This is a genomic window from Phycisphaeraceae bacterium (genome assembly GCA_019454185.1).
In the GTDB taxonomy this organism is placed as follows: Bacteria; Planctomycetota; Phycisphaerae; order Phycisphaerales; family UBA1924; genus JAHBWV01.
In genome coordinates, this window is sequence record CP075368.1 from 1,044,542 (window position 1) to 1,063,873 (window position 19,332).

15 protein-coding genes are annotated in these 19,332 nt (G+C 62.7%); 4 read left to right on the forward strand and 11 right to left on the reverse strand.

Translation table 11 applies throughout. The features are described from left to right. The first annotated feature begins 66 nt into the window (after positions 1-66). Positions 67-1,224 (forward strand): IS5 family transposase, encoded by a 1,158-nt coding sequence (locus KF838_04320; GenBank protein ID QYK49077.1) that lies wholly within the window; start codon positions 67-69, stop codon positions 1,222-1,224. Between the two features lie 62 nt (positions 1,225-1,286). On the opposite strand, the gene KF838_04325 is transcribed toward KF838_04320, so the two are convergent. Next, positions 1,287-2,969 (reverse strand): AAA family ATPase, encoded by a 1,683-nt coding sequence (locus KF838_04325; protein ID QYK49078.1) that lies wholly within the window; start codon positions 2,967-2,969, stop codon positions 1,287-1,289. A gap of 667 nt (positions 2,970-3,636) precedes the next feature. On the opposite strand from KF838_04325, the gene KF838_04330 reads away from it, so the two are divergent. Both KF838_04330 and KF838_04335 read left to right on the forward strand, forming a co-directional pair. Beyond that, the gene (locus tag KF838_04330; protein ID QYK49079.1) at positions 3,637-5,349 is read left to right on the forward strand and encodes a tetratricopeptide repeat protein; all 1,713 of its coding nucleotides are present in this window, start codon (positions 3,637-3,639) and stop codon (positions 5,347-5,349) included. Between the two features lie 120 nt (positions 5,350-5,469). Next, positions 5,470-5,622 carry a hypothetical protein gene (locus tag KF838_04335; GenBank protein ID QYK49080.1) on the forward strand — a complete coding sequence of 51 codons (153 nt, stop codon included), beginning with the start codon at positions 5,470-5,472 and terminating at the stop codon, positions 5,620-5,622. Between the two features lie 88 nt (positions 5,623-5,710). Here the strand turns inward: KF838_04335 and KF838_04340 are convergent, their stop codons facing one another. From KF838_04340 to KF838_04385, 10 genes are all read right to left on the reverse strand, one after another. After that, positions 5,711-7,036 (reverse strand): hypothetical protein, encoded by a 1,326-nt coding sequence (locus tag KF838_04340; GenBank protein ID QYK49081.1) that lies wholly within the window; start codon positions 7,034-7,036, stop codon positions 5,711-5,713. A 208-nt stretch (positions 7,037-7,244) separates the two neighbouring features. Continuing rightward, positions 7,245-7,949, reverse strand: coding sequence for a hypothetical protein (locus tag KF838_04345; protein QYK49082.1), 705 nt, complete (start codon positions 7,947-7,949; stop codon positions 7,245-7,247). Positions 7,950-7,975: 26 nt separating this feature from the next. Next, positions 7,976-9,562 (reverse strand): SAM-dependent DNA methyltransferase, encoded by a 1,587-nt coding sequence (locus KF838_04350; protein ID QYK49083.1) that lies wholly within the window; start codon positions 9,560-9,562, stop codon positions 7,976-7,978. After that, a complete protein-coding gene (locus KF838_04355) occupies positions 9,559-10,407 on the reverse strand; it encodes a hypothetical protein (GenBank protein QYK49084.1) in 849 nt (282 codons plus the stop codon). The genes KF838_04350 and KF838_04355 overlap by 4 nt, the downstream gene beginning before the upstream one ends. Then, on the reverse strand, positions 10,404-11,972 hold the full coding sequence (locus KF838_04360; protein ID QYK49085.1) for a hypothetical protein: 1,569 nt from the start codon (positions 11,970-11,972) through the stop codon (positions 10,404-10,406). Before KF838_04360 ends, KF838_04355 begins: the two co-directional genes overlap by 4 nt. Continuing rightward, the gene (locus tag KF838_04365) at positions 11,969-14,818 is read right to left on the reverse strand and encodes a DEAD/DEAH box helicase family protein (protein ID QYK49086.1); all 2,850 of its coding nucleotides are present in this window, start codon (positions 14,816-14,818) and stop codon (positions 11,969-11,971) included. Before KF838_04365 ends, KF838_04360 begins: the two co-directional genes overlap by 4 nt. Positions 14,819-14,847: 29 nt before the next feature. Then, the gene (locus KF838_04370; GenBank protein QYK49087.1) at positions 14,848-15,063 is read right to left on the reverse strand and encodes a hypothetical protein; all 216 of its coding nucleotides are present in this window, start codon (positions 15,061-15,063) and stop codon (positions 14,848-14,850) included. Positions 15,064-15,740: 677 nt separating this feature from the next. Beyond that, a complete protein-coding gene (locus KF838_04375) occupies positions 15,741-16,208 on the reverse strand; it encodes a hypothetical protein (GenBank protein ID QYK49088.1) in 468 nt (155 codons plus the stop codon). Between the two features lie 29 nt (positions 16,209-16,237). Continuing rightward, positions 16,238-17,038: a TIGR04255 family protein gene (locus KF838_04380; GenBank protein QYK49089.1), complete on the reverse strand. Its 801-nt coding sequence runs from the start codon at positions 17,036-17,038 to the stop codon at positions 16,238-16,240. 96 nt (positions 17,039-17,134) lie between these two features. Next, positions 17,135-17,821 carry a tyrosine-type recombinase/integrase gene (locus KF838_04385; protein QYK49090.1) on the reverse strand — a complete coding sequence of 229 codons (687 nt, stop codon included), beginning with the start codon at positions 17,819-17,821 and terminating at the stop codon, positions 17,135-17,137. A gap of 506 nt (positions 17,822-18,327) precedes the next feature. On the opposite strand from KF838_04385, the gene KF838_04390 reads away from it, so the two are divergent. Beyond that, the gene (locus tag KF838_04390; protein ID QYK49091.1) at positions 18,328-19,305 is read left to right on the forward strand and encodes an SUMF1/EgtB/PvdO family nonheme iron enzyme; all 978 of its coding nucleotides are present in this window, start codon (positions 18,328-18,330) and stop codon (positions 19,303-19,305) included. Positions 19,306-19,332 lie beyond the last annotated feature (27 nt).

A 19,332-nucleotide genomic window follows, 5' to 3' on the forward strand; every position in this document is an offset into this window, starting at 1 on the left:
CAGGCCGTTGAAAAAGTGCTCTTGAGCGGGCGCATCCGCAACGGCTGGTGCTGCGAACAGTTGGGTATGAAGGGCAAACCCGAGCGTCAGGCGGCAGTCTATCACACGTTCAACGTCGAGGACCTGATCGAGCCCGGCCATCCGCTGCGTGCGATCAAGCGGATGGTCGATCGCGCTCTGGCGGACATGTCCCGGACGTTCAAGGCCGCGTACAGCGATCGTGGCCGCCCGAGCATCCCGCCCGAGACGCTGCTCAAGGCCCTGCTCTTGCAGTGCCTGTACACGATCCGGTCCGAACGCGAGCTGTGCCGGCGGCTGAAGACCGACCTGCTGTTCCGCTGGTTCCTGGACCTCCAGCCGTCGGACGACGTGTTCGATCACTCGGTCTTCACGCACAACCGAGTGCGGCTGAGCGAGCATGGGATCACACAGAAGTTCTTCGACCACGTGGTGAAGCAGGCGATTGATGCCGGGCTGACCAGCGACGAGCACTTCACCGTGGACGGCTCCCTGATCCAGAGCCATGCGTCGCTCAAGAGTCTCAAGAAGATCGAGCGGGAGGCCGCCGGAGAGGATGATGGGGGCGCTCCTCCGCCATCGGCCGGGGGCACGCAGGGACGCAACCCGTCTGTGGACTTCAAGGGGGAGCGTCGCACCAACGCCACCCACCAGAGCACGACCGACCCCGAGGCGAAGCTGTACAGGAAGGGCGACGGCGTGGGCGCGTTCCTCTGCCACTCGGGGCATGCGCTCACCGAGAACCGGCACGGGCTGGTGATGAGCGTGCGGATCGACGAGGCCAGCGGCACGGCCGAGCGGGAGAACACGCTGAAGATGCTCGATCATCTGGAGCGGCGGCACGGCGTGCGTCCGGCGACACTGGGCGCCGACAAGGGGTACGACGCGGGGCCGTTCCTCTTGGAACTGGAGCGGCGTTGGATCGAGCCGCACGTGGCCATCAAGGCCGGGAAGATCGATCCGACCAGCGAGCGGGCCGACGACGGGACCTGGGCCCGATGGTTCGCACGCAGCGAGCAACGCAGTGCGGCGTTCAAAAAGAGCCAACGCCGACGAAAGCTGGTGGAGGAGTTCTTCGGATGGGCCAAGACGGTGGCGGGGATGAGAAGAGCCAGGCACGTGGGACGCGAGAAGATCAGCCAGTGCTTCGATCTGGCGGCCGCGGCGTACAACCTCGTGCGGATGAAGAACCTGCTGGCCGGGTGAATCGGACCACACGAGCCGAGCAGGCGGGGCCGATCAAGCAGGGCTCGTGCCGCTGGACCGAATCAGGCCCCGGCGTGTCGGCCATTGTTCAACGGCCTGTTAGTGCGCTCGCGGATCAGGCCAAACGCGAGAAAGAGCGCGTTGCCGTCGAGGCTGGATACAGGGTCGTCGAGCACCACCGTGCCATTCAGCTTATCAAACGTTCGGTCTTCCAGCGACTTCAAGAAGTACAGCAGCGCGATCGCCGACATCTCACCCTCGCTGAGCATGTCGGCAGGGACGCCGTTCCGAGTGATGGCGTAGCCGTTGTCCTTGATGGTCAGTTGCAAGTCGCCGTGTCCGAGGTACCGCTTCAGGTCCTCGTTCAGTTCCTCGGCGGGGCGGCGATGCTCCCTGATCTCGCTCTCGAGCCGTTCGATTTCCGCCGTCAGTCGTTTGATCTCGGCTTCGATAAGACCAATCGCTGTCGTTGCCGCCTGCACGGCATCTCGGAGCCGCACGAACTCGTCCATGGCCTGCGCGATCATGTCGAGAGCCAGGCGATCGCGTGCCTCGCTCACGCGGCGGTCGAACTCGTCGCACGCCTGATTGTGCCGCCGGATGATCTCGTTCAGCCTGTCGAGGGCCGCCGTATCAACAGTCGGCACAGCCTCGCTGAGAGACAGAGCCGCGAACGGCACGCCCCTCTTGCGCTTCAGGTTCTCCACGAGTACGGCGAGGTACGTTCGCACGGTATCGATCATTTGCCGGAACGCCCGTTCGGCGGAGCTGAAGTCCGCTTGCAAATCATCGTACAGTTCAGCCCGATTGGGAGGCCTCACCCCGGCTGCCTGCCCGTTGGCTGCTTCCAACGCCCGGATCTGCTCATCAATCTCCCGCAGAAGCCGTTCGTACTCGGCGTTGAAATGCGCCTCCAGTTCACCGAGGCGGCCCGCGGGCAGTGATTGCTCGCAGAAGAGGCACTTGTCCGATCGGCGGTCATTGTGCAAACCGAGCCCACGGCGGACCCACTCCGCAAGCGCAGAGTCATCCTTCAGGGCGTGGATGGCCGACGAGACGACGGTTGTGCGCAGCAGCGCGGCGACTTGATCAGCCAGCCCCTGAAGGGCGGGAACCTGATAGATGACTTCCGACACCTTTGGCTTGGGGGTCGCCTGGTGGTGTTGCGCCAGCAATGCCTCGCGCTGGTCATCGCGCAATCGATGTAAGGCGGCGTCTCCATTCGCCGCCATCTGCTGCGCCCGGCTTTGATAGTCCGACTTGTTGTAGTTGTTGTACGCGCTACCCGACTTCTGAAGTGTATTCTTGATGACCTTGGCCCGGTCGATGCAGTGCTTCTCAAAGTCCCGATCTGCCTGTTCCTTTGCCCGCTGGGCGGCACCCAGCTCCTCCTGCTTGACGTTCCGCTCAGTCTTGAGGCGGTCCACTTCCTTCGCCTTCTCGACGTTCTCCTGGCCGACGACGTAGATCGGCGGGACATCGCCGCCGCCAATGGGAAACACGCTCTCATGAATGAAATCGCGGTTGAAGACGCGAATCGGAAACGTCGAGGACGGGAACTCATTGCCGGCGATATCCGTGCCCCCGACTCTGAGAACAGCCTCGCCAACCGTCGGCGGTCGGCGCAGCTCGAGGGAGCGGAACAAGCGGCTGAGCGTCGTCTTTCCGGTGCCGTTCCAGCCGTACACGAGGTTGTACCGCCCGAAATCCGATAGGTCCGCTGGCCACGAGAAGTCGCGGAACACGCCACAACCGCGGAGTTGGTGCATTCTGTCTATGGGCACTCGATCTACTCCGAGGAGACACGAACAGCGCCTGCCACATGTATGCCGATGTCGGTGAGCATAAGCGTGGTCTCTGTTTCGTGATCGTTCCGATCCCCGCCGCACCCCTTATCGCAACCCCGCGCCAAATCCTCGGATGTGTTAACCGAGAGTCGGAGAGAGTTTGAGAGGTTTGGCCGAGAGTCGGACCGGAACGCTTGGGGTTCCCATCGCACGCTCCTTGGACCACCCATACCAGAGAGCGCGGCGTCTCGATCCACCCCGCGTCTGATCCCGAAAACTACGACGTTTCCGCGACCTCGCCCGGAGGTCCAAAACCGCCCATTCCGCCAAGCAAAACCGCCACGCTTTCACGTGGCGGGAGTGAACTCCCCGATCGGAACGGGTTCAAACCACCGAATCGGGCCCCGTGGTTGGGCTCAGTTCGGTAGCGCCGTGGTTTACAGCCGTCGTGATAACCATCCGACTCACCCTTGAGGCACTTTCCCGGCGTCGCATTGTCCAAGCCGCACGGCTGATCCGATGGGCCAGTTTCCAACAATGGGGCAGTCGAAACAGGAGACTGCTGATGGAGAGTGACCACGATCGGAATCCCTGGAAGTGTCCAACCTCGGGAGTGTTGCTTGGCGTGCTCGTGAAGGCATTGGACCTCGGAAATCCCGATGTGGGGGGGGCGAGAGCATCCAAGCATCTCGGCAGCGAGCCGTCGCTCGGCCGTAGCGCCCGCGAGTATTTCCGCGGCGAGTGGGTGGCCGTGCCACGCCAGCGAGAGATATGCGGCTGGGTTGTCGAGGCCGCGACGAGTGCGGGGCTGTTTTCCACATTCACGCTGCCGAGAGATGGCAATACCGATGCGCCGCCAGCCCAAGAGTTCTTGACCGACGTACTGGTTCAATGGTTGTCCGATTGGGATGCCATCTACTTCCAAGGCTCTACGGGCTGGCCCGACCCTCACCCCTCACTTGCAGTGTTTGTGCTCGGTCGCCAAGCGGTGATCGATCTGGCCCTGCGTGTGACGGCTTTGGTACAGCTTTCCGGCGGATGCGACTGGACTCAGTTTGTTACCCATGCCACGGAAGACAAGCCGGGAAAGGCGATCCTCTCAAGCTTGATGGCCACAGGGTCTCGACATCAGACGCGAGAAGGACTTGCCCTGTCAATCGGCGTGGAGAAGTCCACCGTTGACGACTGGATGGACAAGATGACGGTGCCTCGCGACATCAACTTGAGAGCGCTTGCAAAGCACTTCGCCGAATCGACTAGCCACGAAGAGCAGCTCCTGGTGTGGCTCCGGCTTCAATGGGCGCTCGTCGCGATCAAAGCCGCCCTCTGTCCTCACATGGAGCCCGCACACTTGGCCGACGTGTTCAGTGCATTCATGTGCCTCGTCCAACTCTCCTTGGCCATGCAAGCACAAGTCCCACTCTCGCGCGAAGCGATGCTCTTCACCCAGGTGCTGACCCTCCGCAAAGGCAGTCGCCTCGAGACGAGCAGGGCTCTATTCGGCTACTGGCTCGACCATCAGAGCAGCCCGCTCTGGATCGACGACATTCTGGTTGCGGGCGAAAAGGGGGCAGCCGCGCGTATCCAAGAGTGCTTCGAAGTGATTGGCGACGAATCGACTACTCGCAAGCGATGGGATGCCGACCACGACATGGCTGCGCTTTCAGTGGCTCAAAGGCGGATACAACAGAGCAGCGCGTACCTGATTGCGATGTCCCCGCGCGCTTTCCGAGGCGACTTGGATCGCATCGGAAAGTCCGTCATTCCGAAGTACCCGCTGCCCGACGTGCTGGCTTGGCTTGCCAGGGACCGCATGTCGCGCGGGGAGCATCGTGAAGCGATCGAGATGTGGAAAGAAGTGATCGCGAAAGACCCAGAGTCCGCCGACTCACACTGCCACTACGGAGTCGCACTGTGGCATGCGACACCCAATCCACAGTTTGATGAAGCGATTGAGCAGTTGAAACGAGCGTCCGAGTTGCGACCGGATTGGGACTACCCCGTTGCCGAGATCGCGAGGGTGTACCTGCACCGCGGCTGGACCGGGCACGCCATCCAGCACCTTGAGTCCGCGCCCCCGTGTCTAGTGCACGGATCGCAAGACTGCTCGTTCATGCTCGCCCTCGCCCAGTTCACGTCCAAGCAGTACTGCGAGGCTGGGAAAGCAGCTGTCAGGGCGCTCGAGTTAGATCCCACCTATGCGGCCGCGGCTCATCTCGCCGCCGAATGCGCGTTTGCCATGGGTGACAAGGCTGAAGGCGGACGACTTGCTCGCGTGGCGTTGCATTTGGGCAATCGGTTGAGCTACGACAAATGGCTTCGTCCGATGACGGGTTGATTCTCCAACTCAGGCGGCTGACCTTGCCAATGTTCCAGACGATGATGCTTCCGTCACAACTTGGTCAGCGATGGTCGTGTAGACCACACCCTGATCAGGCCAACACGAAAGGAAGTTCGCATGGCACACTCGTCCAACAGCAGTGGCGGCAAGAGTCCGGTCGGCGGCAACAGCGGTGGCGGAGGCAAGGGGGGCGGCAACCCGCCGAATGGTCCCAGCACAACGGGCAAACCGTCAGGAGGTGGACGCGGCAATAACCCGCCCGGGAAGTGATCTCGAAGTCGGGATGGTGAGACCATAGATCGCGCCAATGCCCCCGGACCGATAGGTTCGGGGGCATTTGTTTGAGGCGACATCACCGCTACTCCCCGGATTGGTCTGCGCCGTTAGGCGTGGGACCGGACTGCCCACCGAATTCGGTGACATCGGGCTTCCGCGGTGTCCCGAACTGCTTGAGAAGGTGCTCCAGCATTTCGGGCGACATTCTCTTCCGGTAGTCGTCGGGGTCGCCATTGATCATGAACGCATCCACGCTGAAGCCGAGCCCGCCCCTGACTGGCTCGGTAGCGATGCCCACCACACGATTGACGTTGAGTTTCAGCATGGCGCCCATCGCGAGCATTTGCAGCGATTTCATCCGCTCCTCGCGGCTGCTCGTGGAAACCATAAACACGATAGTCGCGTTATCTCGCGTCATCGGCGAGTTGGCAAACCATCGGTCCCGCTTCTGCTCAATGCACTTCTGGCTCTTCTCGATAAGTCCCTCGCCGATGATGCGGCGGTCGATCCGTCGGATCTTAGCGAGTTCCGCCGCGACCTTGGCGTAAGCCTCTCGGGGATCGACGGGCTGCTCCAAACGGGCTCTTCGCGCTTCGATGTGGGGCAGCTTTGCGTACCGCGCCTCGTGCAGGATGTCGATGATGGCATCCACGAGTAGGGAGGGTTGATCCATCTCATCCCGTCGCTTCCGGGCTTCCAGTTTGGAGAACTCCTCCCAGCAGCCCTCGCCGATGATGAAGTCATCATGGTCTGCGACGTTCCTCCGGAACTGGTCGGGATCGCCTTTGTAGACGGCCAGCAGATCGAGCTCCGTGACTCCCATGAGCATGTTCTTTTCGAAGAATGCTTCCCGGGCCTGCAAGTACTCGATCAGATCGCCGGGAGTCGAGAGTTCGGTGAGCAGGTCCAAGAGTTCAGTATGTGTCGTCGTCAGCACGCTGACCGGAACGCCCCCGATATCGATGGTTGGACCCTTGCCAATCTTATCGAGTTGCGGGTGGTCCACGATAGCGATGCCGTAGAAGTGCTTGATTCTGACTGCATCGACCGGCACCTGGCCCTGCCGCTCGTTCTCGACGGCCTTGACTAGCCCTGACCGAATCGCGTTCACACCCCTCTCGATCTGCGACAGGGCCTTCTTCAGGCGGGTATTGGCCCAGCCCGACCAGTCTTCGTCTGTCCGGTTCGGACGCTTCTCCCGATCCGCCGTCTTGACCTCTATCAGGACAGCCGTGTCGTCCAGCAAGAGCAGCAGGTCGCATAGCTCGAACTCGTTGTTGCACGCAGCACGGTATTTCTGACCCCGAAAGAGAAAGTCCTTGCCGAAAGGAGCGTGGCACGCCCATTCGACGAAGTCCTCACCGAGAGTCCCAACTGGTGGCTTTGACGGTCCGTTCGTATTGCTCATCGTTCGCCGCCCTCGACAGCCTGCGTCCGACACTTGCTCTCCACGTAATGCTGAAGCCATCGATACTTCTGTGTGACCCTGTCATCAGGGTGCTTGGCAAGCTCCTACTCAGCCAATCGACGGCATTCGGCCAGGGGACGGGAGGGGCAGGAGGCACGGTAGTGCAATTGTTGGGGATCGTTTCCGGGTACAAGGCGCAGCTCCACGCTTACCTGCCCAGGAGGCGAGAGAGCCAGCTCTTGCGCTGAACTTCCCCACGGTCGGGGTCGTTCTCGCCGCGCAAGATTTTGGACATGCTCTCTCGAAACTCATCGCTCTGTCGCCGCTGTGCGGCGACCCATTCACCGATCGCGGCCTGCCACGGCTCGGCGAACAGGTCGAATGGGTCGGCGTGAGTGGCTGGCTCGCCCCAGTGCTGGGATATGCGAATGCAATCAGTCTTATTGAGCCACTCGACGTGTCGGTAGCCAATCTGCCGGTAATCGATTGCGACAGGGCGTGCGGCCATGCGCTCAAAGAGAATAGATGCCGCATTGAACCCGGGGCAGCCGGTCTTGTGGCCGTTCACCTCGTACTCGATGTACGGCACTCGGTGCAGAACTGTCGCCTCGACTGCAGCGGTGTAGAGTTCACGAAACAGGGCATCTTGGTCATCGCTCACTCTGATCATCGCCCGAATGCAGATCAACAGGTCCCGATACGCCGCCGGAAGGGGTCGTTGGTTGCGGCAGATCGCCGCCGCCTCGATGTGCCTTCGCTCGCGCTTCAGGCGCGCGACCGCGTCGGCCCAGAACTCGCCCTCAACATACAGCTTCTCAACGAACTTCTGATGCGAGTCCCAGAAGTCGGCGGTTGCGATCATGCCGTCCCGCCGGACATTCGCCGCCAACTCCGAGGGCGTGATGAGTCGCACGATCGACACGATAAATCCTCGCGATCTCAGCGGGCATTGCGTTTCGTCGGCGCGAGCGCCGTCGCAATCCCGGCGAACTGCTCCAGCGCGTCCTGCAGGTCCTCGACAATCTCCGCCGCCAGCACGTCTGGGTCGGGCAGGCTTGCGCTGTCCTCAAGGCTCTCGTCCTTGATCCAGAACAGGTCGAGACTGAGCTTGTCCCGCTTGAGCAGGTCTTCGTACTCAAAGCTGCGCCAACGGCCGTCCGGCTTGGCGTCGCTCCATGTCGCCTTTCGCTTGTGGATCGCCCCGGGCTTGAACAGGTCAACGAACTCATCGAAGTCCGACCGCTTGATCGCGTTCTGCTTGAGCGTGAAGTGCTTGTTGGTCCGCAGGTCGTACACCCAGAGGCGTGTGGTCCACGGCTTTTCCTGAGGCGGCTTTCGATCGAAGAAGATCACGTTGGCCTTGACGCCGGGCTTGTAGAAGATGCCCGTCGGCAGGCGCAGGAGCGTGTGCACGTCGCACTGCTTCATCAACTGGTCGCGGATCTTCTGCCCTGGGCCGCCCTCAAAGAGCACGTTGTCGGGCACGACCACCGCCGCACGGCCGCCGACCTTCAGCAGGTTGAAGATGTGCTGCACGAAGTTCAACTGCTTGTTGGCGGTCGAGACCCAGAAGTCCTGGCGGACGACGACCTCGTCCTCGCTGTCGAGATCGCCCTCCTCGTTCACGGTCTTCAAACTCTGCTTCTTGCCGAAGGGCGGGTTGGTCAGCACCATCGAGTATTGCTTGCTTGGAGGCGTGTCCAAGCTGCTCTTGCCGCTGATGACCGGCGTCGCTAGTTCGTCCCTGCCGCCGGTGATGCCGTGCAAGTACAGGTTCATCGCGCACAGGCGCGCTGTCTCCGGCACCAACTCCTGCGCGATCACCAGCGACTCACGGATGCGACGTTTCTCGTCGCGGTCCATTTCCTTGACGTGCCGCCGAAGCACGCTTTCGTACGCCATCGTCAGGAACCCGCCCGTGCCCGCCGCGGGATCGATGATCGTGTCATCTGGCTCGGGGCGCATGACATCGACCACCGCCTGGATGATGGGCCGAGGTGTGAAGTACTGGCCCGCGCCGCCGGTGCTCTCCGCGGCGCTGCGGCTGAGCAACTCCTCGTAGATCACGCCCTTCACGTCCAGATCGAGACTAAGCCACCGTTCGCGGTCGATCAGGTCCACGATCAAGCGGCGGAGCTTGGCCGGGTCCTTGATCTTGCACTCGGCTTCCTTGAAGATCGTGCCCAGCAGCCCCTTCTGCCCACTGAGGGCCGTGAGCAGGCGGCGGTAGTGGGCGTACAACTCCGCCCCATCGAGCTTCAGCAGGCTCGGCCAGTCGCAGTCGAACGCCTTTCCGTCATCGTCCTTGCCCTTGGGGATGCGGCTGGGCTGGTTGTACGGCGGCTTGGTTAGCTCATCCGCCATCTTCAGGAAGAGCAGGAAGGTGAGCTGCTCGACATAGGCCATGTACGACAGGCCATCATCCTTGAGCACCCCCGCGTAGGACCATACGCGCGTGCCGATCTGGCTCGCAGTAGGCGATGAAGCGGTTCCGCTGGATGCCGGGGTGCTATCGGCGCGGGTCATGTTCCCAGTTCCTCCTTGGCCACGCGAATGAACTCCGCATGGGCTGCCACTGTCGCGTCTGCGTGCGCATTGATCGCCGCGACTGCCTCCTCGAACTTCTCTGGAAGTCTGTCTGCCCACTCGGGCGGAACGCCCTGCAGATCGCCCTTGAGAGGAAACGTCTTGACGGACACCTGGCCTAGGAACAAGCCCAGCGCCTTCGTCATCGTGACCATCGCAGCCTGCACGCGGGGCGTGTTGAACGCCCGTTCCGGCGCAGTCCACCGCCTCCAAAACTCCTCGAGCGGGTGAAGCCGCGCGCGGATGAATGAGCCCCCCGCATCCCAGTCTCTTAGCCAAGTCATCGCCGCGCCGTCCGAAGGCAACTCGGCGATCAAGTCGCGGTAACGCTCCACGTCGGCCGCGTTCGGGGGTGCCACGCCGTTGGGAGAGGGTTGAGGGTGCAGCCTGCGAGCGGGAGCGATGACGTCCGCACGCCGGCTCTCCAACGCCGTCTTCTTCCACTCACGCAGCAAGTCTGCCGGGAAGCCGCCTTCATCCGCGTCAATGAGCGTACCGCAGTTCCTGCACATCCAGATTCCGTTGTCTGCCGACTTGCGCTGCTCCGGGGTCATGCTCGCGTCGTACCGCGCACCGCCCGGCGCGGCCGCATGAATGTGGGCGGCGGTGCCGATGCTGATCGCCTTCGCGCCGTCCCAGGATTGTGCCCGTGTCGGCTGCCCGCATCCGGGGTTGCAGCAACGCGAAGCGGCCTGCTGCTCAAGCGTCTTGATTGCGGTCGCGGAAAAGTCGCCGTTCTTTCGCCCTTTTGTGATGGGGCCGGGCTGGGGAGATGAGCCAGTCATGAAGAGACTCCATTCGTCATCGCCTGCGATCCGCGCGTCCTGCTACCGCCTCGGGGCGCCTCTGCCAAAACGGCCGCAGCGCGTATTCGCTCCAGCAGCACGCGCGCGGGCTCGTCGGAGGGGTCCTGGGGCACAAGCTTGCCCTCGAACGCGGCCTTGAGGATCGACTGCCGCAGACGCGAGGCCCGGGCCAGACCACGCTCGATCTCGGCTTCGAGGCCGTCGATCTGCGAGAGCTTCTCGTTGACGGTTTCGACGATGGCGGCTTGCTCGCGCGCGGGCGGTACTGCCACGGGCATCTGCTGCAACGTGGTCATCGAGACGTTGTGCTGACCGGCGGAGGACGCCGCATTGGCTTCAATGAAGGCGCGACCGTGGGCGGATGTGAAGGTGAGATGCAGATGTGTGCCCAGTGCCATGTCGATAGCACGCAAGCGAATCAGATACGACGCGAAGTACGTCGGTTGAGCAAACGCGGATCGCACGAGTGCGGCTTTGCCGATAAGCCGGATGCTACCGTTCGTGCGGCATATGAGCAGATCGCCCGGAGCCAGGAACTCTGCATCGTCGGCGATGCCAAGGGACGACGTTGCGTTCTTGATGTCTTCCAGATCAAGCTCACCCTTGGCGATGTTGGGGATGCGCAGAACGGGCTCGGCAGACGCGCCATAGTCGCAACGCACCGATGTGCCGTAGGAGCCGTCCCAAATCAACTGGTCAACGCTCGCCCAGCACCATCCCTCCGGCAACTTCGGGAGCCGCGACCCGTCTGAAGGCAACTTCGGCGGCGACGGCTCGGGATACCGCTCCCGCCAGTTCTTCGGGGGCTGCTTGCCCGCCTTCTCGTACTTCGCCCGCGTGAGTTCTTCCCACCGGCGGCGGCGCTCGGCGAGGATACGTTCGAGCAGCTTCGGCCCCGGCTCATCGGGCGGCCCATACTGTGTCCGCCACGCCTCGGTGAGCCGCCCGGTGACCGCCGCGTGCAGCACCGCCGCCCGATACCGCGTCAGGTTCCGCTTCACCCGCTCCAGCGCCGCCACGCCCGCGGCCAGATCGGTGAACAACTCGTCGATCCGGTCGGCGATGCGGGTTTGCTCGGCGAGAGGAGGCACGAGCACCGGGAACTTGCCGAAGTCGGCGAAGTCCGCTCGGGGGCGGTCCCCGGTCGTTGCGTGATCAGTGAAGGTCACGAAGTCCTGGGCGTTGAGGCGGTACTTCAAGAACGCGCCGCGAAGCGCCCCCGTCCTCGGAAACACGATGAACTCGCCGGAGCAGAGCCCGTCGCGATCCGCCAGCCACACCTTGTTCAGATATGGACGCATGCGGCCGTAGAGCACGTCTCCGGCGCTGAACTGAACGCAGGAACTACGCATCGTCTCGGCGGGCACAAAGCCGAGCATGCGCGTGGTATGCGCTTCGATGTGCTCAAGGCCGATGAACGGCTGCCCGACGAAGTCAGCAGGGTTGCCTCTCGGCCTTCCGGGCGCGACCGCATCGGCAAGACTGCATGCAGCCCATCCAACAGGCAGCGGGCACGCTTTGTGGTGGCCGTTGCTGTTCGTCATGCCGTCAGAGCCTTGTTCATGTCGGCGACGATGATCTGAAGACGGTCGCCGAAGAGTTCATAGGCCTTGCCAAGGTTGCCGCGCTGGGCGAACCAGCCGTCGTGGAAGTCCTCCATCTCGATCGCGAGGCTGGTGGCAATATGCTCGGCGATCTTGTCCAGCCACGCTGTCTGCTCGGCGGTGAAAATCACCCCCGCCGCCGCCTGCTGGGCCCGCCAGGCCTGATACCGCTGCCTGACCACGTCGGCGAACGGCGTCAGCGGCTCACTCGGCTTGAGCGTGTGGCGGATGAGCGAGACGAGGTCGGTGATGATCTGCCCGCCCTTGCCAGCAACCTTCGCGGCTTCGATCGCCTCGTAGCAGTGCCAGAGTTCCTCAGGCGTCGCGGAGACGGGCGGACGCTTGATCTGGTCGGCCAGTTCCTTCAGGTCGCGGAACTTCAGCCGGTCGGGCGTGGCCATGCCGAAGAAGACCTGGAGGGCGGTCAACTCGTCCTTGTGCTCGTCGATGAACCTCTTGAAGTTCTCGATCTTCGTCTTGGCCTTGTCCAGCGCGGCCTGCGAGTAGCCGACGCCGAGCACCTCGTCCTTGCTCACGCGGTCGATGGTCTGCTCGTTGTCCAGCTTGATCTGGAGGATGAGGTCGCGGAGCTTCGGGTCATAGAAGGGCTTGATGGCGTCCTTGATGAGTTCCTGCTCAGCGGCTTCGAGCTGCTTCTCCGTGAGCATGGAGAGCGCGACGCCGGGATTCATGGCCTGCGCCTTGGCCTCGACGTTCGCGTCGTCGATCGCGGCGACGAGGCCGCCGACGAGGGTGTCGATGGTCTTGCCGCCTGCGTGGGCATTCAAGTCGGCGTGCTGCTTCTCCGACATGTCCGCGGCGAGGCGGTTGAGCTTGCCCGCCAGGGCGGAGACGGCGTCCGGGTCGGTGCCGCCGGCCTTGATGTAGTCCAAGACCTGCTTGAGCGACTTGTTCGGCTCGCGGTCGATTGGCCCCTTCTCGCTCTTGCACTGCTCGCAGACGCCGACGGCGTCGATGATGACGAAACGCGTCTTGCTCTTGGCGTCGGGTGTGACGCCCTTGAGCATGTCGGCGGGCATCACGCGGACACCGCGGCCCTTCATCTGCTCGAAGTAGTTGCTGCTCTTGATTGAGCGCATGAAGAAGACGATCTCGACCGGCTTCACGTCGGTTCCTGTGGCGATCATGTCCACCGTGACGGCGATGCGGGGGTTGAACGAGTTGCGGAAAGCGACGAGCACGTCCTCGCCGGTCTTGCCCTTGGTCTTCTCGTAGTAGGCCTCCTCGCGTTCCGTGCCGTCAGGATCGGTCACCTTGCGGGTCAGACGCATCACGCCCGTGCGATAGGTGATCTTCTGGCAGAAGTCGTTGCCCTTGCCGAACTCCTCGCGGACGATGCGGACGATGTCGTCGGCGTGGGAGTCGTCCTTGGCGAAGATGATGGTTTTGGGGACCTCGGTGCGGCCGGGGAAGATGTCCACGAACAGGCGGTCGCGGAAAGTCTGGATGACGGTCCTGATCTGATCCTCGGCGACAACGGCGCGGTCGAGGTCGTCTGCACCGTACTGGAGGTCCTGATCGAGGGCCTCCTGGCGTTCCGCCCGCGTCTTGCGGCTGCGCTTGCCGACGAAGTAGCCCGCGTCGAGTTGAGAACCCTGCGCCGTGATCCGCGTGCGGATCTCGTAGACGTCGTACGGCACGTTCACGCGGTCGGCAACAGCCTGCTCGTGGGTGTACTCCATCACGAGGTTCTGGTTGAAGAACCCGATGGTCTGCTTGCTGGGAGTCGCGGTGAGACCGATCAGGAAGGCGTCAAAGTACTTCAGCACGTCGCCCCAGACGCTGTAGATGGAGCGGTGGCATTCATCGACGATGAGCACGTCGAAGAACTCGGGCGGGATCGCGGGGTTGTAGGTGATGGGGACGGGCGGCTTCCTGAAAGCGCCCGGCCCCCCGGCACCCTCAAACGCGGAGCGCTCTTCATCCTCTTCGGCAAGGTCCGGCTGGCCTGTTAGCACCGAGTAGAGCCGTTGGATCGTGGTGATCACCACCCGGTTGATCGGGTCGAATCGGTTCTTTTGAGGGAATGCGATGTTGTAGAGCTTGTCGAACGTGTGCCGTTCGCCAGGTGGCTGGAACTGCTGGAACTCCTTCAGCGTCTGCGTTCCCAGGTTCGTGCGATCGACGAGGAAGCAGACGCGGCGGGCGTGACCATGCTTGATGAGGCGGTACGCGATGTTCGCAGCTGTGAAGGTCTTTCCGGAGCCTGTGGCCATCTGGATCAGGGCCTTGGGCTTGGCGAGCCTGAGCGACTTCTCAAGATTGATGATGGCGGTGTGCTGCTTTGGCCAGAGACCATCGGGCGTCAGCGCCGGCATCTCGCGCAGGCAAGACCGGAGGGGCTTTTCCTCTTGCACCATCTCGCGGAGTGATTCGGCGCGGTGGAACGAGAAAATGTCGCGGCTTCGGGCGTGCGCTTCCATCCAGTTGGTGAACTGGGTTACCTCGCCCGTGGATTCGTACTGAAACGGAAGGGGGCGACGCCACGCGGGCAGGCTTGCTGGCAGACCATCGCTGTAGCTGGCCGATTGGCCTTCCACGCCGCGGAGCGTGTGGCCGACTGGCTTCGCCTCGACCACGCCGATTGTCTTGCCGTCGACGTACAGCAGGTAATCGGCCGGGCCGTGCGCGCCGGGGAACTCGGTCACGGCGAGTCCGAGACCGGCACCGAGGTTCATGTCGCGATAGGACTGGACGATCCACCCGGAAGCGGCCAGCTTCGAGTCGATGACCTCTCGCGCCTTTTGTTCGGGTGTCGTCAACATGCCTCCATCAGCATCGGAGTGGGGGCAGTTTACACAGCCAGCCGTGGCCTTGTCACGGCGGATGGCTGGAAGGTGGCCTCGACTGCCGCTTTCACCGGCTTGATCTCGTCGCCCCCGTCCTCGAGTGTTCTGTCCAGCGCCTCGCGGGCTGGCCGGATCTGCTCGGCCCACGACGGGCCCGGCGGCGGGACGGGACAGCCGCGCCCCGCAAGCCCCGGTGCGCCCATCGCCGGGGATCGGGACAACGGCGGGAACGGAGCTGATCGCTGATCGCGCTCCCGCGGGCGAGACGCGCGGACAGTCGGTCTGATGTTCCCCTTGAGAGAATATGGAGTCGATCGCCTCGTGCAAGGGCCGCACTCAATCCGTCGGACGTGTTCCTGGTTACCGCGGAATGTGTCTCGCTCGGCTCTATCACCGCGCAGAGTAATCGCTCCGCCAGTCCATTCAGCCCAATGAACCAGCTTCAGTCGGGAATCATTCGCCTAGCTGGGTTCCGCCTTTGAGTGGTGTTCCAGTGGAACGAAGGTCGCACGGGCCGCGAGTTCTTGTTGAACGCTCAGTCGCGATGAATCATCAGCGGGAAACCCCACAACGTGAGCGTGCCAAGGGTCGTGTTCGCGCGGCGCTGCCACAACAGCCATTGCCTTGCCACTGGCAGCAACCGCGTCCACCGTCAGGTCTGCGCGGCCAATAAGCCGCTTCTTTCGTATTTCAGCAACCTGGTGGCACCGTCGCAACAGTGTCTCCTCTGCCCACTCCGCGTGGCGGAGCACAGAGAGCTTTCCGTGCGGAGGTGGATCAAACGCTTCAGGCCGGATTCGTTGCGTCGATTTCACAATCCAGCGATCGGAAAGCACTGCGCGAGCCACGTGCTCTTCACCAGCTAATGGTGTTCCTTCTGGCTCAGGGATAGGCGCAGTCATGTGATGCATGCGCGTTGGATGCGCTCAACAAGATTCTTCGGAATCGAACCCAAAAAGGGCGTTGTACCATGGGCTCGCTCTGATCCAAAGAGTGCTGCCCAATGGAGCCAGCCATCAGCTGTAACCGCAATCGAAAGCGTCCAACGGGGACCGACGCCCCATTGGATGGTCACCCAGCCTTTCGAGGTCGCGCCGAGTGAAGCCTCACGCAAATCCATTCGAAGACAGCGAATGAACGCCTCAGCATTAGCGAGAGCATCCGGACTGACCGGTACAGCACCGTGACCATCCCAGTTCGCCTTGCCGCACTCGTCTGCCAGCAAGTAGAGGTCGTCCAAGAGCGCCTGCACACCGATCGAGCGAGAATCCTTCAGCGGTTCTCGCAGCATGCTCAGCCGCATATCAACGTAGACTGATTCATCGCTGAGCCCGCTAGCGGGGTTCACGAGCGTTGAGCAGGTCATGATCGCACCCAGTTGCCACGCAGGCTTAGTCATTGGCACAGATCTCGAAATGCCATCGTGACTGACTGAAAAAACGCGTAGTTCTTCAGCCAATGCATCTCCCGAAGCCGTTGGTTAATCATAGCAGGTTCGACAGGAACTGGCTCTGCATGAATTGCCTCCAGCACCACCAACAGGGGGAGACTCCGACTCAGCGCCGTCGGCTGCTCAAAGGTCCTTACCAGGTTGACCACGTGCTGTGGAAAGGAAGGGTGTGCGAGGGTGTCCTGATGTAGGAAGGGGCCTTGAACCATTCCGGCCGGAGGTGTCCCGAATCCGGTGAAATACAGACCAGGTTCAAAATCCTCTTGTGGTACTTCCAGTCGATTGACATAGCGAATCTGCATTTGGTCGATCGACTCGATCCCGGCGATCTCCCGGTGCACGGTCAAGAGGCGCATTAACTCCGCTGAGAGCTCTGACCAGCCCACGTACTCACCGAGCCAGCTAAGAGACAGAGAATTTCGAGCCAGAGTGACGACCCGTCTTTGATCCGCAGACACCAGCCGCAATCCAAGCCACCCCAAATTTTCTGCTGTCGCGTGTGCCGTGGCTGGATTCACTGGCGGAACGCGCGGAGCATCAGCCTGCATTGCGAAAGAGAAGCGGGCTTGATTCATGTGTTGAGAAGTCGGGTAATCGGGAAGCCGCGCGGTAACCTGCTTGAAAATCGCGTCGGGTGCCCATTCAAGCGTCGCGCGAGCGACGAGCGTGATCATTGCTTCGACGATGGGAGCCCGGCGAAGCGCAGGAAACTCTTCATCCAGGTTCAACGACACAGTGCTGGCCATGTAGGCATTATCGGGCGGATCTTGAACCGTGTACAGGGGGATTCGAAAGGCATCTGGAGGCTGGCCAGCCAACGGGCGAGCAGCGCTGACCACCGCTCAGGCACAGATCTCCCAGCGGCGTGACCTCACCGCATCCACCACCGCCGTCGGCTGGACGTGGTCGAGGTAGCGAATCGTGGTCAACAGCGACCGGTGCCCGAGTTGGCGGGAGATGATGCCGACATCGACGCCCTCGGATCGGAGTTGGGCGGCGTGGGTGTGCCGCAGCCCGTGCGCGTGGACGCGCTTGGCGATCCCGGCTTGGCGGCCCAATCGCTTCATCAGACGCCGCACATACCCGGTCGTGACGGGCGTGCCGTAGGCGGTGCAGAGCAGCGGAGCGGCTGCGAGTGGGTCGCGCTGGCCGTCACCCGCCCGGCCCCGTGGGGGGTTCGCCCGTGCCGCGGCACGTTGGCCCCTGCCGCGTTCGGCGAGCCAGGTGGCCACGACGGCCGCCGCTCCGGGGTCGAGGCCCACGGCCCGGTACCGATCACCCTTCCCATGCAGCACGCGGACGATCCCGCTCTCGAGGTCTACGTCCTTGGGATGTAGGGCGAGTGCCTCGGATACCCGGAGCCCGGCCCGGTACATCAGCGTGATCAGGGCGCGGTTACGGAGGGCGACGGGGGTGTACCTGCCGCAGGCGTCGAGCAGGGCCCGGACCTCGTCGTCGGTCAGCACCTCGGGCGGCAGGCGGCGCTTGGGCTTGGGCCGACGCTGGGGTCGTGCGGCAGTTGCGGCCACGGCGGCCAAGGTTTCCACCGGTCGTTCTTCTCGTGCGACACATGCGATACATGCGACACGTTGTTTCGCGCTCTCTCGTTCGACGCGCTCGCTCGCGGCCCATGCGGCCCTTGCGGCCCGTTGGTTGGCGACATCATGTATTTCCTGCCGCGTCCCCCTGCCCGTGTCCTTCCTGCTCGCTTGCCGTCCTCGCATCCCGTTGCTCCCGCTGGGGTTACCGCTGGGGAGGCCGTTCGCGGGAGCATCCCGCGGCTTCGTTCCGGCGACCAAAGCGGTACCGGTTGATGGAGGGGCGAGCAGGCGAGGATTGCAAGCACATGAAGTTTGCGAATCGAGTCGCTGCGGCATTGTGCCAAGTGCAGCACTCGGTAACATGCAAACTTTCCGATCGGACGAAACAAGCGGGAGTGATCGTGATGCGAATTCAGTGTGCGCGCGTCTTGGCCTTGTCTGCTGCAATCGGAATGTGCTGTGCTGGCGCATCCGCCCAGATCACCATCCCGACCGTGCCGATCGGCAACCCCGGCAATGCGCCGGACCCGTTCACGGGCAATCTCTACGGCTCGGTGGCGTACACCTACAACATCGGGCAGACCGAGGTAACCAACGCGCAGTACGCGGCGTTCCTGAACGCCAAGGCCGCGTCGGACCCGTTCGACCTGTACAACACGAACATGGCTGGGTCGGTGGGCGGCATCACCCGCTCGGGCTCGCCGGGCTCATACACCTACTCGACCGTCAGCGGCCGGGCGAATAACCCGGTGAACTTCGTATCCTTCTGGGATGCGTGCAGGTTCGCCAACTGGCTGCACAACGGCCAGAGCGACGGCGACACAGAGACTGGTGCGTACACGCTGACGCCCGACGGCATCTGGTTCAACACCATCACCCGCAACGTGGGGTGGCAGTGGGCGGTGACGAGCGAGGATGAGTGGTACAAGGCCGCGTACCACCAGCCCGCCAGCGCGGGCGGCGATAGCGACAACTACTGGCTGTACCCGACATCGAGCAACACGATCAACACCTCGCAGGCGAACTACAACAGCGTCATCGGCAACACCACGCCCGTCGGCTCGTACGCCGCGAACTTCTACGGCACGTTCGACATGGGCGGGAACGTGTGGGAGTGGAACGAGGCCGTCATTTTCGGCAACCTCCGCAGCCACCGCGGCGGGTCGTACAACGAAAGCGATTTCTTCCAGCGGGCCGACAACCGCATGGACATCAACGGGGGGGGCCACGGCTTCAACCTCGGGTTTCGTGTCTCCCAAGCTATTGGCCTGCCATCATGTCCCGCTGACTACAACGGCTCCGGAGACGTGGGCGACATCATCGACTTCCTCGACTTCATGGACGACTTCGGGTCGTGCACCAATCTCCCCGCGCCCTGCGGCCAGTTCGGCAACCCCGACATCAACGGCGACACGATCGTGGATATCGTGGACTTCCTCGACTTCATCGATGCGTTCGCGCAAGGGTGTTGAGGCAGTCGGCTTCTCGCCGCCGGGCTC